The following is a 19,376-nucleotide window of genomic DNA, read 5'->3' on the forward strand; positions in this document are numbered from 1 at the left end:
CACCGCCGGTCGGTGCTCGTTCACATCGAGAGCCGCGGTATCTGCGGGCGCCGCGGGGCGCTCCCCCCGATCGTCGCGCCGCAGCGCTGACACACTCCGGCACTCCCGGGCGCGGGCGTGACCGCGCCCGGACCTGCGCGACGGCGCTGCCTACAGGGGCATCACGTTGGTCGTGAACGACGCGTTTCGCAGAATGCGCCGCTGGCCGAGCGGCGTCGTGAAGCCGTTCTCCTTGTGAAAGGTCGAGGTGCTCCCGCCGCAGCTCGGATCATCCCCGGCCCACCGCTCCGGGCAATGCGCCATGATGTAGTCGCGATCCGGGTTGCTGCCGCCGGGGCCGTTCCACCGGGTGTGCTTGATGCAGGCGGCGCCGTCCACCGTCCACTCCGCCTCGAGGCTCATGCCAGAGCCCACCGTTTCGGTCTGGATGCCGAGCGCATCCCAGACGTCGATCGCCGTCCCGGTCTGGGTGTGCGGCACGCCGTCGCCGCAGTAGTCCGCGCGCACCATGCGGATGCACGCTTGATGGAAGTACGAGAGATCCCTGTCCTCGCAGCCGCTCGCATTGCACTCCGCCTCGGCCACCCATTCCCTGTAGCCCCACTCGGCGCACTTCCCGATCGCCGCGCCCTGACAGGCGAACGTGAACATGCCCCCGTCGTCCGAGTGGGCCCCCGTCACCGCGTTCCACGTCCCCTTCACCGGGATCGCGTCGAGGCCCTCGCCGCAGATGTTCACCCAGACCCCGGGGCCGGCGTTGTACTTCACCGTGTAGTACTGGATCCCGTCGCGCTCGACGACGTTCGTGACGCGGACGGACACCGACGACCCATCGTCCAGGACCGCCTCGACGTCCGCGCCGATGAAGTCGGCCCCGGCGACCGGCGCGCCGTCGCCCTCGCGCGTCCCGACCAGCGTCGTCGCGTCCAGCGAGACCCCGTTGAAGCGGACCCCGTTGAAGCGGACCCCGTTGAAGCGAACCCCGTTGAAGCGGACCCCGTTGAGGTTCATGCCGTTGAGCCTGCTCATCGCGAACGAGCTCTCCGCCAGCGCTTCCTCGTCCTCGCCGCCGTCGATCTCCGCGGCGCAACCGGCGCCGAGGGAGTTGAGCCCGACCATAGCCCCTACCAGGAACCCTCGCTTCAACATGATCTCCTCCGGACGCTGCCGCTAAAGCCGTGACGCCTTGCGCATCGACGGTCTTCCCTCGGGCGGTCGGGCCCCGATCACGCGAGCGATGAAGCCCGCGTCGGCGCGAGCGCCGCAGGCCTCGTCGCCTTCACGGTGGTGGAGGGAACGAGGCGCAGATGCGGAGCCCGATCACCGGGTCGAGGAAGGTGCCATCAACGACGGTCCGGTTGTCACTTCGGACCGAGGTTTGATCATAGATATAAGCACCACCTCGCAACAGCACTTTGTCGGTCTCGATCGAAGAAATAGCCCACTCCAACACGTTTCCCGCCATGTCGTCAACCCCGAACGGACTACGTGAGGCGGGGTGCGAGCCCACCTCATCCGGCCCCATCGTGGAGCTCTCCTTGCCGTAGGTCTCATCGAAGTTGGCGTCGCCGGGAGACAGCCTGTCCCCGTGCGGGAAGATGCGGCTGTCGGCGCCCCGCGCCGCGCGCTCCCACTCGTAGTCGGTGCAGAGGCGGGCTCCGCGCACTCGGCCTGTCCTGTGGAGCCACGCGGCATACTCGGTGGCCTGAGCGAAGGAGATGCCCGTGACGGGGAAACGAAGCCAGTCCTGCTGCGCGCGGACCGCCCGCGATGGGTACACGAGCGGCTCTCCTGCCCGCGCGGTATACGCCTGCACCGTGGGCTGGATCGTGAGCTGCCACACACCGCTTGGCAGGCGGCGCAGCCCCAGGGCGCCTGTCATGGCGCCGTTGCCCGCCTGGATGGACGAGCTGCCGCGGGACTCCTTGGGGAGCTCCTGGATGTAGTCGAGCCACTCCTGGAACGTCGTCTCGTGCCGCGCAATCAGGTACGCGCCTGTGCGGATCTCATGGAGAGGAACGGTGGAGAGGAACGCCCACCGGTACATGTCGTCAAGGGCGGCGCCGAAGAGGAACCGGCCCGGCGGGATGTAGATGTACCCGGGAGGAACGTCCCCGGCGTGCGGCAGCGGGATGGAGAGCTTCAATGACTCTCCGCGTTGGACCAGGAACGGATAACGCACGATGGTGCGATTCCGCGCCTCGCAGGTGAGCAGGTAGGAGCCCTGAGCGAGCGCGATGCTCGCGAAGGGCGTCGTCCCGAGGAGGCGCTGGCCGGTCAGCTGCCGGCGCCCCTCCGCGTCGCTCTCGTACCGCTCCAGCGTGATGTCGGCGCCGGGGGGATCGGTCTCGATGGCGACCTCCGCGGGCGCGTTCCATCGCTGCCGGCGCGCGCCGTCGGGATCGTACGTGGTCATGCGCTGGAGCAGCTCGTCGCGCAGCGAGGCGTGGCCGCGCGCGTCCGCGGCCAGCGCGCGCTCGTAGAGCACGTCGCCGAGCCGCGCGCGCGCGTCGTTGCGGGCGCCGTCGAGCGTGAGCGCGGCCTCCAGCTTCTGGCTCACCTGCAGCTGCAGCCGCTCGGCCTCGGCGGCGCGCCCCTGCGCGCGCTCCCAGAGCGCCTCCCCCTCGTCGCGGCGCCGGCGATCGAACGCCGAGAGCGCCTCCGCGCGGATCGCATCGGCCTCGGCGCCCTCGAGCGCCGCGGCGGACGACGTGAGCGCGGCCTCGTGGATCTTCCTGTCGGCCCGCGCGGCGAGCTGGCGCGCCGCCCTGAGCTCCAGCGTGCCGTAGAGCAGCGCGGCGACGAGCGGGACGCCCACGACGAGGGCCCACCGGACCGCGCGCTGCGTCAGGACGGCGCGCCGCGACGCCCTCAGGAACGCCGCCTCGCGCGGCGGCAGGTCGGCCGGGTCGAGGCCCCTCGCCTCCTTGAGCTGGCGCGCGCTGAAGAGCGCGTCGCGGCGCCGGCCGAGCCGCTCCCACTCGGCGGCCGAGGCGTCGAGGCGCTGGCGCGTCGCGCGCTGCTCGCGCTGCTCCTCGAGCCAGTGGCGCAGCGTCCCCCAGCCGTGGATCAGCGCCTCGTGGGCGATCTCGTAGACCGTCCCCTGCTCGCCTTCGCGGGCGAACAGGAGGCGGCCCTGCACGAGCGCGTCGAGCGCGGCGCGCGCCGCCCCGTCGCCGCCCTTCTCCGCGAGCTCGCCCTCGGCGCGCCGCGCCCGCGTGCCCTGCGGGGTGATGAGCGCGCCGAGCAGCCGCCGCGCGGCCGCGTGGACCTCGGGCGCCAGGCGGCCGAGCACGCGATCGGCGTGGCGGGCGAGCGCGCCCTCGACCCCGCCGATCTGCGCGAGGTCGGCGCTGCTGAGCGGCGCGTCGGGCGCGGCGCGGGCGTCCCAGAGCTCGGCGAGCGCGAACTGGAGGAGCGGCAGCCCGCCCTCGGCGCGCGCGGTGGACTCGACGAGCGCGTCGACGACCGCGTCGGACTCGAACGCGACGCCCTTGGCCAGCGCCGGCCCGGTGATGGCCTCGCGGAGCTTGTCCGCCGACATCGGGCGGAGCAGGTAGAGCGCGCGCTCGATGTCGTCGCCCAGGCCGGAGATGCCGGCGACGCGCGCGAGGAAGTCGCCGCGCACCGTGGCGAGCAGGCGCAGGGAGGGCGAGCGCGCCGCGAAGGCGCTGAGCACCTCGCCGACGAGCGCCGCCTCGCCCGGGCTGCTCAGCGTCGCGAGCTCTTCCATCTGGTCGATGAACAGGACGAGCCCGCCGCGCTCGCCGAGCCGCGCGCGCAGGTCGCGGGCGAGGGAGCCCGGCGCGGCGCGCACGGCCTGGGCGATGCGCTCGGCGGGCGCGCCGAGGACCGGCTCGAGCGCGGCGGCCAGCGCGGCGAGCGGGTGCCGGCCGGGCACCATCATGGCCGCCTGGAAGGCGCGCCCGCCGCCGAGGGCGCCCTCGAGCACGAGCGAGAGCACGCCGGCGCGGCAGAGCGAGGACTTGCCCGAGCCCGAGTCGCCGGCCACGACGATCATGGGCTCGGAGCGGAGCCGGTCGAGGATCGTCCCCGTCTCGGAGCTGCGCCCGTAGAACACGGAGCGGTGCTCGAGATCGAAGACGAGCAGCCCGCGGTAGGGGTTGCCCTCCGGGGCGACGGAGGCGTGGCGGTTCCTGGCGAGCAGCTGCTCGAGCGCGTCGCGCAGCTCGTCGCCCGAGGCGAAGCGGTCGGCCGGGTCGATCTCGAGGCACCGCTCGATGACGGCCGCGAGCCGCGGATCGACGCCCGGCGCGAGGGCGGCGAGGGGCCGGGGCGCCTCGGTCTGGACGACGAGCGGGAGCTCGGTCATCGGCACGTCGTGGTGCGGCGGGACGCCGGCGCAGAGCTCGAAGAGCAGCGCGCCGAGCGAGTACACGTCGGAGCGGCGCGTCGCGAGCTCGTCGCGCCACAGCTCGGGCGGCAGGTAATGGGGCGTGCCGCCGCCGACGCTCGTCGTCGCGTCGAGCAGGCGCGCCGCCATCTCGGCCGCCTCGCGGAACTCGCCCTCGAGCGGCTCATCGCCGGGCGCGATCGCCGCGTCGGCGTCGCCCTGCGCTCCTCGCAGGGCCTCGCCGCCAGAGAGCGCGTCCGCGCCGAGCGCGTCCGATCGCCCCCCGGGCATGTCCGATCGCCCTCCAGCGACGTCGGATCGCGCCCCGCGCGTGTCGGACCGCGCGGCCGGCTCGAGGAGCTTTGCGAGGCCGAAGTCGAGGAGCTTCGCCTCGCCCTCCGCGGTGAGCACCGCGTTGGCCGGCTTGATGTCGAGGTGCAGCACCCCCCGGCGGTGGGCGGCCGCGAGGCCCCGCGCAAGGCCCGCCCCGAGCTCGAGCACGCGGCGCGAGGGCATCGGCACGTCGACGCGGTCGAGGCTCTGGCCGCGGACGAACTCCGAGACGACGAACAGCCGTCCCCGGAGCTCGCCCACGCGGAAGATGGCGACGACGTTCGGGTGCTGGATGCGGGCGGCCGCGCGCGCCTCGGCGAGCAGCCGCGCGCGCACCTCGGCGTCCGCGGTCTCCGCGCGGATGAACTTCATCGCGACCATGCGGTCGAGCAGCGTGTCGTGCGCGAGGTAGACGTCGCCCATGCCGCCGCTGCCGAGCTTCTGGAGGAGCCGGTACTCCTCGAACCGTCTCGGCGGGTGGAAGCTCGACGGGCCCGGGCTGTCCGGGCCGAAGCTCGACGGGGCGAGGCTCTCCGGGCCTACGCTCGACGGCGGCAGGGCGTCGCCCGCCTGCGGCTGCGTCTCCGCGCCGCCGGGGCGCAGGATGGCCTGCGAGAGGGTTGAAGCAATCTTCTCTTTCACGAGGGCCCGCCTCGCGCCAAGCGCCCGGGGACTATACTCGAGCCGAGCGTTCCCTGTGGGGTCCGCCGCCCGGCGCCGCGCAGTCCCCCCGCGCTCAACCCTGGTCCAGGCCCGTCGACTGGCCCGCGATGTAGCGCCACACGCCCTCGCGGCGCGCGTAGACCTGCGTGGAGCGGAACCGCGCGCTGAACGGCTCGCCACGCCAGGTCCCCTCGTCGCGCACCACGCAGGTCACCACGGCGACTTCGCCATAGCTGCGCAGGCTGACCTCCTCCGCGGCCTGCGCGCTCCAGCGCAGCGCCCCCCCTCGACCGCCGTCAGGTACTCGGCCTTGCCCGAGAGGGTCCCCTGGGAATTGACGTACGAGAAGTCGTCTGCGAGGAGAAGCCGGAGCTCGGCGAGGTCGCGCGTCACCAGGGCGCGGGCGCGGCGTTCCATGACGTCGCGGATGGCTTGCTCGAAGGCGGGGTGTTCGTCGGTCATGGAGGTCCGCGGCTCCACGCAGTGTTACCCGTGCGCTCCGACGCCGTCGACGGTGAAGTCAGGCCGCGACGAGGTGTGGCGTGGCGGACGGCGCCGGCAGGATCGCGGGCATCGGACAGCGGCGGCCCGGGGGTCCGAAGGCCTTGGGGTGCATCGCGGAGCGCGCGAACAGGCGCATCGTTCAATTCGGTCCATGAGGCCGCGTCAACCGCGTGGCCATCGACCCGATCATGAATCAACGAATGTGCCCGCATCGCGAGCAGCTCAGCACCTCTTGGGGCGGCTCATGGCGGCGGGCCAGCTCGGCACGTTCGCAGCAGCGCGGACATGCGACGAGGAGATTCGTCACCGATTGGAATAACCATTCTGCTCGACAGAAATAGAGAGATGATTCCGACAGGACGCTCGTAATGGCGTGAGCCTCGGTGCGCCGGGGATGTGGCTTCGCCGCGCACGGTCCCCGGGGACTGCAAGCTGCCGGGAAGCCCGCGCTCAGCGCCCGGTCATGTAGAACGTGCCGAGGCACATCTCGTCGGTCGTGCCCTCTCCCCAGACGACATCCCTGGGGACCCGCGGCTGTCCGTCGATGATCGGCTGCTTCTCGGGCGTGTTGTCCCAGTGGCACTCGATCGACAGCTTGTCGCCCGGACCGAGCACCTTGGGCTCGGCGAGCTTGTAATTTCCCTGCCAGTGGAAGTCCCAGCGCGGGATGTCGAGCACACACTCCGAGCCGCCATTGGCCCGCTCGATCTCGAGGCGCGCGCGCGTACCGAGCGTGTGCATGTGGAGGCCCACCCAGTGGATCTCGATCGGCTCGTTGCCCGCGAGCGCCCGGGAGGGATCGGCCCCCCAGCGGTGGACGACGTCGCTCTCCAGGGCAGGGATCAGCATGGAGTCGCCGCTGAGCCAGGCCGGGTTCGCCCACGGCTGCATCGTGCCCTCCCGCTCGACCGAGCTCTCCAGCATCACGTCGATCGCGGTGCGATCCGGCAGCTTGCCCGCCGTCAGCGTGTTGTAGTGGACCTGCATGATCAGCCTGGAACCAGGCTCGATCCGGGTGCCCGCGCCCGCCGGGAAGATCATGCTCCCGCCGCCGGGCACCCAGCCGCCGAGCCAGCGCGGCTTGAGCCCAGGACCGCCGTAGCAGGGATAACCCGGGCCCGGGTCGGCCGCGTCGAGGGCGTCGAGCTCGGCGAGCTGGTCCGGCGCCGCGATGAAGGCGATCACGTGGTGGACGACGCGCTGCTCGCCGGGCCTGATCCCGAAGCCCGTGACGTACCGCACGGCCTCCTCCGGCCAGTCGATCACGAAGCAGCGGTACTCGTCGGGCCCCGTCTGCGGGGTGTACTCGACAGGCATCTCGAGCGTCCGGTCCACACGAGCGAGCGCGGCGCTCGCCGGCGGGTCGATCGGCGGGCCCTCGTCCGCCGGATCGCCCAGGGCCGCGCCGCCGTCGACCCACGCGGCGATGGTCTGGATCTGCTGGTCGGACAGGGAGCGGTCGCCCACGTACTCGGCGCAGCCGTTGTCGGCCGGCCAGGGGGGCATCGTACGCTCGACGACGGCCCGCTTGATGGGCGCGGCCCAGGACGCCGCGGTTTCGTGGCCCTCGAGCGAGAACGGCGCGACGCCGCCGTCGCTGTGGCACCCCGCGCACCGCGCGTCGAAGATGGGTTTGACGTCCCGGTAGTACGTAACGGCGGCCTGGACGCCGCCGCCCGCCGCGGCCCCGGCGTCATCGCCGCCGCAGGCAGAGAGGACGGCCAGCGCCGCCGCGAGCCATGCCCATGAGCCCGTGATCCCCGCGCACCTCGTCATAGAACACCTGCCTCGTGTCAGCGGCGCTCGTGGACCCCGCCGCTCGCGGGCTCGCGCCGGAGGAAGAACGCGATGACCTCGGCGAGCTCGTCGCGCGCGGCCACGAGGAGCACCGTGGCGCCCCCCGCGACGACGGACGAGCCGCGCGGCGCCTCGACGCGGCCATCCGGGCGGTAGACGCCGGCGAAGACGCACGACGAAGGGAAGCTGGCGCTGCCCGCGATGGTGCTCACCGTGCGGCCCGCGATCACCGAGTCGACCGGGACGTCGAGCTCGAACGCGACCGACTCGCCGACGCCGAGCACCATCGCGTGGCGGACGCCCGGGTGCTCGATGGCGGTGGCCATCGCGCCGATGAAGACGTCGATCTCGGAGAGGATCTGGTCCACGCCCGCGCGGACGTACACGCCCCGGTAGGCGGGGTCCCGCATGCGCACCATGACGCGCTTGGCCCCCCCGGCCTGCGCGAGGAGCGCCACGGCGAGGTTGTCGGCGTCGCGGCGGAGCATCGCCACCACCACGTCGGCGCGCGCCACCTCGGCCTCCTGGAGGAGCCCGGCGTCGGTCGCGTCGCCCACGAGCGAGACGAGGCCGTGCCGCTCGAACGCGCTGTTGGCGATCGCCTCGTCGCGATCGACGGTCGTCACGTCGTGGCCCATCTTCGCGAGGTGGACCGCGACGCTCAGCCCTGCGCGCCCGGCGCCCGCGATGAGAACGCGCATGTCAGCTCTCTCCTTCGTGCTCGTGAGGGTGCGCGCCGGGCGCCGCGTGTCCGCCGGGGAGCTCCACCATGGCCCTGTCGATCCGGTTCACGTGGGCGTGCGCTGTGTCGGCGGCGATGAGGCCGCGCCTCGCCGCGTCGAGCACCGCCGCCTTCTGCGCCGAGAGGAGGGCGAGATCGGTGAGGTGGTCGCGGACCACCTCGCCCTGCGGCGTCTGGAGCGCAACCTCCGCGTGGATGACCTGCCGCTGGAACGCGGCGCGGCGCTCGGCGTGCTCCTTGCGGGACACGAGGCCCGCCGCGAGCAGATCGTCGAGCTCGGACTGGCCGCGCCGCGCCGCGATGAGCGTGGCCTTCGCGGCGTCGAGCGCGGCGTCCGCCGTCGGGATCGCGACCCGCAGGAACTTGAGCAGCCGCGCGAACGGCAGCGCCTGCGCGACCAGCGTGACGAAGGTCACGCCGAAGACGATCGTGATCAGGCGGTCGCGGTACGGCAGGCCGCTCGGGAGGCTGAGCACCGCGGCCATCGACAGCGCGCCCTTGATGTTGCCGACCAGCATCACGTGCTGCCAGCGGAAGGGCACGAGCTCGCCCGTGAGCGCCCGGAGCACGCCGAAGCAGCCGTAGACGGCCACCGCCCTGCCCCCGTGCAGGGCGATCAGCGCGAGGCCGATGGACGCCGCCTCGCGCACGAGCATGTCCGCCTGGATCTGCATGCCGACGAGCTCGAAGAGCACCACGTTGAGGCAGAAGCCGCTCGTCTCCCAGAAGCCCTGGAGCGCGAGCACGCGCGAGGGCTCGAGGATGCGGCGCGCGGCCTTGCCGACGATCACCCCGAGGACCACGACGGCGATGACCGGCGAGGCGTGGAGCCGCTCGGCGAGCAGGGCCGTGGCGAAGACGAGCACGATGGAGGCGAGGATCGCGGTCAGGTGATCCGGCGTGCGGCGGAGGAGGGACGCGCCGACGGCGCCGAACGCGCCCCCGACGGCCGCGCCGCCGACCATGGCCAGGGCGAGCGCGCGGAAGGTCTCGGCGCCGTCGAAGGTGCCGCTCGCGAGGACCTGCGACGCGAGCACGACGAGCACGAGCGCGGTGCCGTCGTTGAAGAGGCTCTCGCCTTCCATGATGGCCGCAAGCCGGTGCGGCACGCGGACGCTGCGGAAGGCGAGCAGCACGCTCACGGTGTCGGTGATCGAGAGCAGCGCGCCGAGGAGGAGCGCCGCGGCGAACGGGAGCGCGAGCAGCTGCGTCGCCACCGCGGCGGTGCCGAGCAGCGAGATGAGCACGCCCGGCACGGCGAGCGCGAGGATCGGCCGGCTCGCGCCCCTCAGGCTGTCCGCGTCCGCGAACAGGGCGCCCTCGAACACGAGCACCGGGAGGAACGCGATGAGGATGACCTCCGGGTCCATCGGCGCCTTCGGGAGCACGTCGACGACGACGAGCAGCAGCCCCACGAGCACGAGCGCGACGTTGTAGGGAATCGCGACGCGCTTCGCCCCGATCGCGACCGCCGAGCCGACGGCCAGGACGAGGAGCAGGCTCTCGAGCCGCTCCCTCATGAGGCACCTCGCGGCCGCGGCGCGGGCACGAGGGAGGGCGCCCGCGGCGGGCGCGTCGCGATGTGCACGGGGTCCGCGGGAGAGCTCACCGTGGATCCTGCGCTACCTGATCGCCTCCGGAATCGCAAGACGCGAGCGGCGTCGCCGGGCGGTCGAGCGAGAGGCACGCACACGCGAGGCCGCGCGCGCCTCTCGCTCGACCGCCCGGCCGCCCGGGAAGAGTTGGGATATCGATAGATCACATGACGCGACATCGACGACATCCTCGCTTTGTCGTCGTGGAGCGATCCCCCTCATCTCGTTGGCATCCTGGGCGGGAATTCGATCAGAGAGGGGGAATTTGAACAGGGAGACGGGGAGGCGGGGAGATGAATGGATTCTCACTCCCCGTCTCCCCGTGAATTTTCCCGAAAAAAATTCGAGAAACGCTTCAGGAGCGGCCCCCGACACCGGCTCTCAGCGCGCTCGATGCTCTTCTGTCAGCCTGCCGGCAGCTGAACGCAGAACCGGCTCCCCCGCCCCTCGTTGTCCCTCACGTCGATCTTGCCGCCGTGCGCCTCCACGACCAGCCGGCAGAACGTCAGCCCGAGGCCGCGGCCGGCCGCAGACATCGCGCCCCCGTCGGCGAGCCGCGCGTACTTGTCGAAGATGCGGTCGCGCAGGTGGACCGGGATCCCCAGGCCCTCGTCGCACACGTTGAGCTCGACCCAGCCCGGGTCGAGCCACCGCGCCTCGAGGCGCACCGCGCCCCGGGGCGGGCTATGGCGGAGCGCATTGTCGACGAGGTTCAGCAGGACGCGCCGCACGAGCTCCTCATCGACGCGGAGAAGACAGCTCGGCATGGCGGGGCAGAGCTCGATTCGCTGCCCGCGCGACGCGGCGAGCGGCTCCAGGATCTCGGCCACACCTTCGAACAGCGACGCAGGATCGAGCTCGGCGAGCCGCAGCACGAACATGCCGTGCTGGCGGCTCGCGACGTCGAGCAGGTTCAGCGCGGTGCGCTGGATGACCTCGGCCGAGGTGAGGACGGCATTCCATCGGCGCCGCTCCGGCTCCGGGAGATCCTGCTTTTTCAGGCGCGCCTGCGCGGCGAGGATGATGCCGGCGGCGGGGCTCCTGAGATCGTGCGCGAGGAACTCGCTCAGCGCCTCGTTCTGCCGGTGGAGCTCCTCCAGGGCCTTTTGCCTCTCCTCGAGGTCGCGGTTCGCCGCCTCGACCTCGCGCGCCCGCGCCTTGCCCTTCTCCAGGCCGTCATGGAGCGCGACGTTCTCCAGGGCCACGGCGGCGCTGCCGGCGAGCGCCTGGAGCAGCGACACCTCGCGCTGCGGGATCTCTCGTATGGAGCTCCAGTAGGTCCCGATCGCCCCGAGCGGAGCGCGCGCGCGGATCGGCACCATGGCCATGCTCCGCACGTAGGTCGGCTGATAAGCGTCGATCGGGACGCGGGGATCGCGCGTGATATCGCCGATGACCGCCGGCCTCCGATTCAGCATCACCCAGCCGCTGACGCACGCCGACATCGGAAACCGCTTCCCCTGCCAGAGCGGGGCGATCGAGTCTTCCTGCGCGTAGTAACAGAGGTCGCCGTCGCGGAGCACGAAGGAAGCGCCGTCGGCGCCCGTGAGGTCGCGGGCGGCCCGATCGACAATCTGCATGATCGCCCGGAGGTCGCGGGCCAGCGAGAGGTCCTGCACGACGCTGATGAGGCGTTCGCAAGGATGGAGTTGTCGGAAACTCGGGTCCGAGTCAGCGAATCTCTCGTGGCCCTCGGGTTCCATCTGGAGGGGTCTCTAACGCGCGCTCGCGCGCACGACAAGGCGAGCGCGACGCGTTAAACGACGTGCCCCGGCGCACGTCACCGCCAGTGTCCGCGCGACCGCCTCGCGCTCAGCGGCCGTGCAGCGGCGGCCGTTGCTGTCGGCCATCGCTTCATGCCGAGCGCGGAGGGGCGATGTGGTGGGCAGCGGGCGCCCGCCATCCGGCCGAGGTCGCGCGGGCGTCGATGCGCCGCGGCGCGTCTAGCGATGAGGCTGGCGTCTCGGCGCCCTCAAATGATATCACCACGTTACGGTTCGCCATGGTGCCAGGCTCGATGACCCCAGCGCCGAGAATCCGAGCAGCATCCCACCTCTTCGCACCCGGTGTCGTGACGTCGCCCACAGCGCGTTTGTTCACCCACCGTGAGAGGCCCGGGGCTGGCGCGCCGAGGGTCGTCGCTTCTGGCCCGTTGCAAGGATTCAATGGACGACAGGCTCGCTTCGCTCTCGTGTAAGACACTGCTCGACGGCACACCCACACCGCTGGCGTTGCTCTCCAGCGCGGGGGAGGTGGTGGCCTGCAACGCGGCCTGGGAGCGCTGCGTCGGCCCCTCCGGGCGGCTCCTCGAGCGCGTTCACGAGGACGATCGGGGCGAGCTGACGGCCCGGATCAAGGGCACGCGCGCCGCCGCGGGCAGCGTCTCCGCCGCGGCGCGCGTCGTGGGCGCCCGCGGGGAGAGCGTCCCGCTGCACTGGACGCTGTGGCGAGCCGACGACACGGCGCTCTGGGCTGCCGTGAAGCCCGATCGCAAGGTGTGGGAGGACCAGGCGCGCATCCTCGTCGACGTGTTCCAGACGATGGATGCGATCGTCTGGTGGTGCGATCGGGCGGGCACGCTCCATGTCTCCGACGGCAAAGGGCTCGAGAGCATGGGGCTCAAACGACATCAGCTCGTCGGAATGAACATGTTCGATCTCTACGGCGCGGACGCGGAGGTCATGGGCCTGACCAAGCGCGTCCTCGAGGGAGAGCCTGTCCGCACGGACACCGTGGCCGGGGGCGTGCACTGGATCGTGCACTACGCGCCCCGCCGGGACGATGACGGCGAGATCGTGGGCGTCCAGACGTTCGGCATCAACCTGGCCGACGACGTCAGACTCGCCGTGCAGGGGGAGATGCTCCGCGCGTGCATCGACAGCATGCCCCTCGCCATCCTGGCGTTCGACAGGGCCGGCCTCTGCGTGATCGCGCAGGGCGGGGCGCTCGCGCAGATCGGTTGTACGGAGCGAGGCGAGCTGGGCAAGCACATGCGCGAGCTGTGCGGCGACACCGAGGACGTGCGCGCGGCCTTCGAGCACGCCCTCTCCGGGGAGATCGCGCAGGTCGAGCAGGTCCGGCGAGACAGGATCTGGCGGACGAGGTTCGTTCCCCAGAAGGACGTCCTCGGGGAGACGACCGGCGTCGGCGCCATCTGCGAGGACATCACGCAGCAGCTCCGCGTCGAGCAGCAGCTGCGGGAGCAGCTGCGGTTGACGCAAAATCAGCAGGAGTCGATCGCGCGGCTGTCGAGCCCCATCATCGAGGTCTGGCAGGACGTGCTCATCGTCCCCTTGATCGGCTCGGTCGACGCGGATCGCGCGGCGATGGTGATGGAGTCGCTGCTCGCGAGCGTGGTGGAGAAGCAATCCGCCTTCGCCATCCTCGACCTCACCGGGCTCGATTCGGTCGATACGACGACGGCGCAGCACCTCATCAAGATCATCAATGGATTGACGCTGCTCGGCTGCAAGGGCGTTGTCACCGGCATCCGCCCGCCGGTCGCGCAGACGATGGTCGGCCTCGGCTTCGATCTCTCGCAGGTCAAGACGCTGCGCAGCCTGAAGGAAGCGCTGCGCTGGTGCATGGGCGCGCGCCGCCGCTGAGGCGCCGCGCCGTACCGCGTGGAGCGCGGCGCGGTCGAAGCGCCGCGCCGGCCGCGCCGCGTTGAGGGCGGCGCGGCGCGGCGCTGGCGTCGACTCAGTCGACGCAGCGGCGACTCAGTGGCTCGTCGGATCCGCGGGATCGGTGCCCGCGTCGCACTCATCGCCGTCGAGGAACCCGTCGCCGTCGCGGTCGATGGCGATGCGCGTGCCCGAGCCCGGAGGCACGCAGGTGTACGTCACCGGGTGGCCGGTGAGCGCGGCGAGCGAGCGCAGGACGAGATCGCTCAAGGGCGGGGCCGCGGCCCGCGCCGCGGTGAACTGGCCACCTCCGACATAGAGGAGGCCGGTCTCCTCGAGGAGGAACGGGAGCTTCGCCACGAGGTCGCACTCCCCGACCTCGGCGCGCTGGCGGAGCAGGTCGATGCGCGGCCAGGCCGCCGTGGCGTTGTGCGATCCGAGCGTCACCTGCTGCCCGACGATGGGCGCGAGGTTCGTGTCGAACGCGAGCATGTACTCCACGGCCTGCTCGCGGAGGAGCTCGCCGGGCGCGCCGGGCGGGAAGCCGTTCGGCGAGAACACGCTCTGCTCGAACCCGATCGCCTGGTGGAAGCGGAAGAGCGTGTCCATCACGCCGTCGTGCATGAACCCGAAGCCCCGGATCTGGTCACCCTTGAAGTCGTTGTCTCCCAGGTGGAAGAGGCTCGGGACGGGGGCCATGCCGAACATGCCGATCTTCTGGTACATGTTGCGCAGGTGGGGGATCTTGAAGCTCTGGCCGTTCTCCTGGCCGATGCTCGCGCCGTCCGTCCCGAAGAAGCCGGGGAATTCGCTGGTACCGGCGTTCCCGTCCGGGTCCAGGGTATGGCAGGAATTGCATGAGAAGGTCCCGGCGCCGCCTTCGCGGAAGAAGTGATCGCGCCCGGCCTGTTGATCGGTGTTCAGCGAGTTGTCCAGGTTCCGGATCGGGTTCGGCGGATACGAGAGCTGGAGGATGAAGTCCGTGAACGCCTCCATGTCCTCGTCGGGGATGGGCGCGTGCCGGCCGAGCAGGTTGGTGAAGCCGCCCTGGAATTTCTCGAACGCCGCGCGCTCGTCAAAGGCCCCGCTGTCCGGCTGCGCGGTGGACGCGTCGTTGCCGCCCGTGCGGTCGCCGCGCCAGTGCATCGGGCCGTGGTTGGCCATGCCGCGCAGGCTCTGGGTCGTCATCGGCCCCTTCATGGGCTTCAGCGAGGTATCGGCGGGGAACGGCGGGTTGATGTTCGTGAACGGCCCGGGGTTCGTCACGGTGTCCCCGTCGGGGTTGCCGAGGTCCCATGCCAGGCTGTCGACGTCGCCGAAGACGTGGCAGCTCGCGCACGACGAGTCGCCGTGGGCCGACGAGAAGCTCGCGTCATGGAGGAACCTCCGCCCACGGACCACGCTCTCCGGCTCGGGGTTGTGGAGGGCGATGTGGGCCGTCTCGGCGTTCGTCGACGTGTTGACGATCGAGATGGAGTTGTCGAAGCGCGTGAGCACGTACAGGCGGCCGCGCGGCTGATCGAGCGCGAGCCCGCTCGGCCCGCCGCCGGTGACCTGGATCTGGCTCGCGAGGCTCGGCGTGAAGGTGTCATTCTCGATCTGGGCCGTCTGGAAGACCCCGACCTTGCTCGACCCGAACGCGGCGACGTAGAGCTTCGAGCCGTCGCTCGTCACCGCCATGTCGACCGGCGTGGCCAGGCTCTTCGCGTTCTCGGCGTTGGGCACCGGCGCGCAGCACGTCGCGTAATTGATGTGTTTGTTCAGGTGCCGCGGCAGGACCGAGCCGCCGCTGCCGAGCACGGAGATCCGGCTCTCGTGCAGGTGTCCCCGGACGCTCGTGCCGGCGAAGGTGCCCGGGCCCTCGAAGCGATCGAGGTTGAACGCCTCGGTGTTGGAGACGTAGACCTTCCCGTTCGCCGGGTTGACGACCATGTTGTAGAGGACGGTCCCGACGCCGGTGAAGAAGCCGGCGCTGCCGGGCCGCTGGACAGGGGGATTGGCCGTGGCGTCGATGACGAAGACGTCCTTGTCGGGCAGCGAGAACATGACCGAGTCGTCCCAGGGGTTGCCCCCGGCGTCGACCCAGTGGGTCCCGTCGTGCTGGACGATGAGCGACGTCGTCAGCTGCGGCTCCCCGAGGTAGTTGGTGAACGGCGGCAGCATCCCGCCTTCGTCCTCCACGATCGCGCGGTGCACGGCGGTCGTGCGGTTGCCGGTGTGGAAGCCTGCGGCGTACACCGAGCTCCCATCCGGGCTGACCGCGAGCGCCCTCGGCGTGTCGGTGAAGAAGGAGAGGATCGTGAGGGGCGTGCCTCCGAGCGATGGTTGGGTCGCGACGGCGTTCGCGTTGAACACCCAGACGTCGGCGCGGCCGACCCCGGGCGTCGTCAGCTGCGGATCGAACGGCGCGTTCTGGCCCCGGTGGGCGGCGGTGATGAACGCGCGCGACCGCCCGGGACCGCCGAAGACGATGTCCCGTGGTTCGTCGCCGACGAGGAGCGTGCGCACGACCCGCGGCCGCAAGGGGAACGAGACGTCGACGACGCTGACGCTATCGGAGAGGTGATTGACGACCCATACCTCGCCGTCGTTGCGCGCGGCGACGGCGACGGGCTCCAGGCCGACGGTCACGGATGAAATGTGTGTCAGACCACCCGACGAGACGTGGAAGATCTCCAGACGGCCGTCGGGTGTATTGGCCGCGAAGAGCAGATGACGGCTTGGTGAGAGCGCGAGCGGTCGGACCTGACCGCTCTCGAAGAGGGTGTACGACGGAGCCGCCTCCGCGCTTGCTCCGACAGCGAGGCAAACGAGCGTGGCGGCGGTGAAGAGCAGGCGATTCTGGGAGCGCAGTGCACGATGTGGGCGCATACCGACCTCCTTGCCAGGGGGCTTTGGCAAAAGGACTCCTCAGTGTAGAAGTGCACGGTTATCCTTGAGGAATCAAGAATTTCCTGATGCCGTTAGTGTGCTCCCTGTTGGGCAGCCAACAAGGGTGATGTCGTGATGCGGCCGTGTCGCGTTTGTCTCGTGTCTCGCCGGGGTTATCGCCGCGTATCTCGTCGTGTGTCTCGTCGTGTGTTTCGCCGGGCATATGCGCGAATTGCCTACACGGTGGCCGCGTCAACGACTGTGGTGTGCGCCGGCGTGGATCGAGACTAGGATCGCTCCCCCTACACATCGAGCCTCGGGAGATCGCCATGTGCCGGAACATCAGGACGCTGTTCAACTTCGAGCCGCCGGCGACGGAGGAGGAGATCCGGGCGGCGTCGCTGCAGTTCGTGCGGAAGCTGAGCGGCTTCAACCGGCCGTCGCAGGCCAACGAAGCGGCGTTCGCGCAAGCCGTGGAGGACGTCGCGGCCGCGGCGCGCGTGCTGATGGCGTCGCTGTCCACGACCGCCGCGCCGCGGGACCGCGAGGTCGAGGCGACCAAGGCGCGCGAGCGCTCGCGGCTGCGCTTCAGCCGGGGCTGAGGCGCGGGACCGCCGCGCCGAGCTCGGGTGGCCCTCCGGCTATCGTGTCGTGCCGCGCGCCTTGCGCGCCGCGCTGCCGCGCCCCTTGCCCTCGCGGCGAGGGCCCGGCGCGGGCGGCGCTCCTTGCCGTGATGGCGCCGATTGCGGTGATTGCGGTGATTGCCCCGCCCTCGCGTCCCGGGCGCGCCGCTCCGGCAAACACACGACGCGCGCGGCGATGGCCATGCCCTCGAGGAAGGCCTCGCGCGTCGCGGCGCCGTGCTTCAGGCCGCGCGCCGAGGAGACCAGGGTGTCCGCGAGCTGGCGCCCGGTGACCCCCGCGGGCGCGTAGGCGGCCGCGAGCCCGGAGGCGCGCAGGGCCTCGGCCACGGCCTCGACGAACCGCCCCTCGTGCTCGGCGACGAGGGGGCCGACGAGCTCGTTCGCGGCGGTCGATAGATCCGCCGCGTCGGCCCCGAGCGCGCCGACGAACCGGCCGATCCACGCGTCGAACGCGGCCACGAGCCGCTCCTCCAGGGGGCGCTCCGCGTCGGCGAGCGCGGCCGCGGCACCGGCGAGCGCGGTGTCGAGGAAGTACCCCACCGACGCGCGAAAGAGCTCCTCCTTCGTGGCGAAGTGGAGGTAGAGGCCCTGCCGCGAGACGCCCGCCGCGCGCGCGACCTCGTCCATCGACGTCTTCCGGAAGCCGAAGCGCAGGAACACCGTGAACGCCGCGTCCATCAGCTTGCGGCGGCGCAGATCCTCGGCGGGTCTGTCGGTGGAGCTCGGGCCGCCCTCGTTCACGATGGTCAGCATTGACAATAATAGACCAAATTGTCAACAGGAACCTTGACGGTGCGCAGGTGGGCTGTCAGTACCGTCGTGTGCGCCAGCCCGCCTCCCCGGCCGATCCCGCGCTCTCCCCCTCCCGCGCCCGCCGGGGGGTGAAGATCGGCGTGGTCGCCGCGGCCGCCGCGCTCCTCGTCGTCGCGCAGCGCATGGGGTTGTTCGAGATCTTCGGCGAGCCCGCGCGCATCAAGCTGGCGCTGCTCTCGCTCGGGCCGTGGGGGTATGTCGCGTTCGTCCTGGCCTACGCCGCGCTCCAGCCGTTCGGCGTGCCGGGCACGGTGTTCATCGTGGCGGCGCCGCTCATCTGGCCGTGGCCGGTGGCGTTCGCGCTCTCGATGGCGGGCACCATGGCGGCGAGCGTCGTGGGCTTCTCGTTCGCGCGCTTCGTCGCCCGCGACTGGGTCGCCGCGCGTGTGCCGGCGCGCTTCCGCGCCTACGACGAGGCCCTGAAGCGGCGGGCGTTCCTGACGGTGTTCTTGCTCCGCCTTGTCCTCTGGATGCCGCCCATGCTCCACGTCTTCTTCGGCGTCTCCGGGGTGCGCTTCTGGACGCATTTCTGGGGCTCGCTGGCCGGGTACGCCCTGCCGCTCCTTGCGACTGCCTATTTCGGTCAACGGGTCTTCGACGCCCTGCGCGACGCGCCCCCGTCGGCGTGGGCTGGAATGGGCGCCGCCGCGGCGGCCGTCATGGTCCTTGGTTGGCTCGCCAGGCGCTGCTCCAGGCGCGGTGTCGTCCCTTCCTGACACGCTTGGCATCACGAGAGGGCGTGTCTCGCGCGAACGTGCGCGCCGCTTGCTCGCCGACAGCACGGCGGGATACCGTCGGGTAATGGCGCGAATCCACCTGATCATCGGCCCCGTGGGCGCAGGGAAATCGACGTTCGCACAGCGGCTCTACCGCGAGCACGCCGCCCTCCGGTTGAACCTGGATGAATGGATGGCGCGGCTGTTCCGCCCCGATCGGCCCGAGACAGGGATCATCGAATGGTATCACGAGCGCACCGGGCGCTGCATCGAGCAGATCTGGAGCCTGACGAGGAGCTCGATCGACGTCGGCACGAACGTCGTGCTGGAGATCGGCCTGATCCGCCGGCGCGACCGCGAGCGGCTGTACAAGCGGGTGGACACTGCGGGGTACGAGCTCACCGTCTACGTGCTCGACGCGCCCCGCGAATTGCGTCGCGAGCGGGTCGAGCAGCGCAACCGCGAGAAGGGCGATACGTTCTCCATGGTGGTTCCACCGGACATGTTCGAGCTGGCAAGTGACATGTGGGAGCCGCCCGAGGAGCCCGAGCGCAGCGGGCGCGACATGCGGTTCATCGACACCACGGGCGGCTGATCCGAGCAGGGGAGTCCCGGCCGCCACGGGCGGCGCGACGCGGCCGGCGCGACCGGACTGGGCTCGGCGCAGCGGCCTGACCGCCGAGCCGCTCCGGACCGTGTCCGGCCTGGACGGCGACGGCGC

At 71.3% G+C, this 19,376-nt stretch carries 12 protein-coding genes and 1 pseudogene; 4 read left to right on the forward strand and 9 right to left on the reverse strand.

Annotation, left to right across the window (positions count from 1 at the left end; all coding sequences use genetic code 11):
- Positions 1-150 precede the first annotated feature (150 nt).
- The 7 genes and pseudogenes from WMF45_RS40900 to WMF45_RS40930 form a co-directional block, all read right to left on the reverse strand.
- Positions 151-1,149: an ADYC domain-containing protein gene (locus WMF45_RS40900; protein WP_437711567.1), complete on the reverse strand. Its 999-nt coding sequence runs from the start codon at positions 1,147-1,149 to the stop codon at positions 151-153.
- A 130-nt stretch (positions 1,150-1,279) separates the two neighbouring features.
- On the reverse strand, positions 1,280-5,329 hold the full coding sequence (locus tag WMF45_RS40905; protein ID WP_437711569.1) for an nSTAND1 domain-containing NTPase: 4,050 nt from the start codon (positions 5,327-5,329) through the stop codon (positions 1,280-1,282).
- 94 nt (positions 5,330-5,423) lie between these two features.
- Positions 5,424-5,812 (reverse strand): annotated as a pseudogene (locus WMF45_RS40910) (nuclear transport factor 2 family protein).
- A gap of 492 nt (positions 5,813-6,304) precedes the next feature.
- On the reverse strand, positions 6,305-7,630 hold the full coding sequence (locus tag WMF45_RS40915) for a monooxygenase (protein WP_437711570.1): 1,326 nt from the start codon (positions 7,628-7,630) through the stop codon (positions 6,305-6,307).
- A gap of 17 nt (positions 7,631-7,647) precedes the next feature.
- The gene (locus WMF45_RS40920) at positions 7,648-8,352 is read right to left on the reverse strand and encodes a potassium channel family protein (RefSeq protein ID WP_437545480.1); all 705 of its coding nucleotides are present in this window, start codon (positions 8,350-8,352) and stop codon (positions 7,648-7,650) included.
- Between the two features lies 1 nt (position 8,353).
- Positions 8,354-9,913, reverse strand: a complete 1,560-nt coding sequence (locus WMF45_RS40925) for a cation:proton antiporter (protein ID WP_437711572.1) — start codon at positions 9,911-9,913, stop codon at positions 8,354-8,356.
- Positions 9,914-10,392: 479 nt separating this feature from the next.
- Entirely contained in the window at positions 10,393-11,607 is a 1,215-nt protein-coding gene (locus WMF45_RS40930) for an ATP-binding protein (RefSeq protein ID WP_437711574.1), read from the reverse strand.
- A 546-nt stretch (positions 11,608-12,153) separates the two neighbouring features.
- Between WMF45_RS40930 and WMF45_RS40935 the strand changes: the two genes are divergently transcribed.
- The gene (locus tag WMF45_RS40935) at positions 12,154-13,593 is read left to right on the forward strand and encodes a PAS domain-containing protein (RefSeq protein WP_437711576.1); all 1,440 of its coding nucleotides are present in this window, start codon (positions 12,154-12,156) and stop codon (positions 13,591-13,593) included.
- Positions 13,594-13,707: 114 nt separating this feature from the next.
- Here the strand turns inward: WMF45_RS40935 and WMF45_RS40940 are convergent, their stop codons facing one another.
- Positions 13,708-16,482 (reverse strand): hypothetical protein, encoded by a 2,775-nt coding sequence (locus WMF45_RS40940; RefSeq protein WP_437711578.1) that lies wholly within the window; start codon positions 16,480-16,482, stop codon positions 13,708-13,710.
- A 329-nt stretch (positions 16,483-16,811) separates the two neighbouring features.
- Between WMF45_RS40940 and WMF45_RS40945 the strand changes: the two genes are divergently transcribed.
- Positions 16,812-17,084 carry a DUF2277 domain-containing protein gene (locus WMF45_RS40945; RefSeq protein WP_437295277.1) on the forward strand — a complete coding sequence of 91 codons (273 nt, stop codon included), beginning with the start codon at positions 16,812-16,814 and terminating at the stop codon, positions 17,082-17,084.
- Between the two features lie 39 nt (positions 17,085-17,123).
- On the opposite strand, the gene WMF45_RS40950 is transcribed toward WMF45_RS40945, so the two are convergent.
- On the reverse strand, positions 17,124-17,879 hold the full coding sequence (locus tag WMF45_RS40950) for a TetR/AcrR family transcriptional regulator (RefSeq protein ID WP_437711580.1): 756 nt from the start codon (positions 17,877-17,879) through the stop codon (positions 17,124-17,126).
- Between the two features lie 68 nt (positions 17,880-17,947).
- On the opposite strand from WMF45_RS40950, the gene WMF45_RS40955 reads away from it, so the two are divergent.
- Positions 17,948-18,655, forward strand: a complete 708-nt coding sequence (locus tag WMF45_RS40955; RefSeq protein WP_437711582.1) for a TVP38/TMEM64 family protein — start codon at positions 17,948-17,950, stop codon at positions 18,653-18,655.
- A gap of 49 nt (positions 18,656-18,704) precedes the next feature.
- Positions 18,705-19,250 (forward strand): AAA family ATPase, encoded by a 546-nt coding sequence (locus WMF45_RS40960; protein WP_437711584.1) that lies wholly within the window; start codon positions 18,705-18,707, stop codon positions 19,248-19,250.
- Positions 19,251-19,376 lie beyond the last annotated feature (126 nt).

The organism is Sorangium sp. So ce448, from assembly GCF_051520915.1.
In the GTDB taxonomy this organism is placed as follows: Bacteria; Myxococcota_A; Polyangia; order Polyangiales; family Polyangiaceae; genus Sorangium; species Sorangium cellulosum_B.

What these genes read in the sequence shown, in the direction of transcription:
- WMF45_RS40900 (WP_437711567.1), bottom strand. Translation starts at nt 1,149, where the DNA reads ATGTTGAAGCGAGGGTTCCTGGTAGGGGCTATGGTCGGGCTCAACTCC.
- WMF45_RS40920 (WP_437545480.1), bottom strand. Translation starts at nt 8,352, where the DNA reads ATGCGCGTTCTCATCGCGGGCGCCGGGCGCGCAGGGCTGAGCGTCGCG.
- WMF45_RS40925 (WP_437711572.1), bottom strand. Translation starts at nt 9,913, where the DNA reads ATGAGGGAGCGGCTCGAGAGCCTGCTCCTCGTCCTGGCCGTCGGCTCG.
- WMF45_RS40945 (WP_437295277.1), top strand. Translation starts at nt 16,812, where the DNA reads ATGTGCCGGAACATCAGGACGCTGTTCAACTTCGAGCCGCCGGCGACG.
- WMF45_RS40950 (WP_437711580.1), bottom strand. Translation starts at nt 17,879, where the DNA reads ATGCTGACCATCGTGAACGAGGGCGGCCCGAGCTCCACCGACAGACCC.
- WMF45_RS40940 (WP_437711578.1), bottom strand. Translation starts at nt 16,482, where the DNA reads ATGCGCCCACATCGTGCACTGCGCTCCCAGAATCGCCTGCTCTTCACC.
- WMF45_RS40935 (WP_437711576.1), top strand. Translation starts at nt 12,154, where the DNA reads ATGGACGACAGGCTCGCTTCGCTCTCGTGTAAGACACTGCTCGACGGC.
- WMF45_RS40915 (WP_437711570.1), bottom strand. Translation starts at nt 7,630, where the DNA reads ATGACGAGGTGCGCGGGGATCACGGGCTCATGGGCATGGCTCGCGGCG.